The following is a 932-nucleotide window of genomic DNA, read 5'->3' as shown; positions in this document are numbered from 1 at the left end:
TTTAGAAAAAGCTAAAACGTAGTCAAACTTAACCCAAGTGAGGTCGAAGTGAGTAACACTTATGTTGATCTAAGCTCAGCCGTATTGGTAGAGCACGCACTTGAGCGCAAAGAAGGCAGCTTGGCTGCTAATGGTTCTTTAGTCGTTACCACCGGCAAAAGAACAGGACGCTCTCCTATGGACCGCTATATTGTTGATGAGCCGAGTACTTCGGATGCAATCGGCTGGGGTCCAATTAACCGACCATTCGACCCTGAAAAGTTCGATGCTTTGTGGGAACGAGTCGAGGCGTATTTGGCTGAGCGAGATAGCTATCTTTCTCACCTTCACGTGGGTGCAGATGCTGATCACTATCTACCTGTTAAGGTTGCAACAGAAACTGCTTGGCAGAACCTGTTTGGTCGCAATCTGTTTATCCGCCCTGAGCAATATAACCAGGCCGATAAGCAAGAATGGGAAATCCTAAACGTTGCAAGCTTTGAGTGTGTACCTGAGCGTGACGGTACTAATAGTGACGGTACAGTAATCATCAACTTCGCCAAGCGTCGCGTTTTGCTTGCAGGTATGCGTTATGCGGGTGAAATGAAGAAAGCAATGTTCTCTGTTCAGAACTTCTTGTTGCCAGAGAAAGACGTATTACCAATGCATTGTTCTGCAAACGTTGGTGATGACGGCGAAACAACATTGTTCTTCGGTTTGTCAGGTACAGGTAAAACTACCTTGTCTGCTGACCCTGCGCGTTACCTTATTGGTGATGACGAGCACGGTTGGGGCAAAGGCGTTGTCTTCAATATTGAAGGCGGCTGCTATGCGAAGACTATTGATCTATCTCAAAAGAATGAGCCAATCATTTGGGATGCGATCAAGTTCGGTGCAATCGTAGAAAACGTAGCGCTTTCTGATGATAAGCGTCTACCAGATTACACAGATAC

The 932-nt window shown here is 46.2% G+C and carries 1 protein-coding gene; it reads left to right on the top strand.

Translation table 11 applies throughout. The annotated features are described in order from the left end of the window. Positions 1 to 48 precede the first annotated feature (48 nt). The coding region (locus A3757_RS02350; RefSeq protein ID WP_156506117.1) for a phosphoenolpyruvate carboxykinase (ATP) at positions 49 to 932 on the top strand (884 nt) is incomplete at its 3' end.

This window comes from Oleiphilus sp. HI0117 (assembly GCF_001635235.1).
Note: the sequence above shows the minus strand (reverse complement) of the source record. Positions and strands in the feature narration are given on the sequence as shown.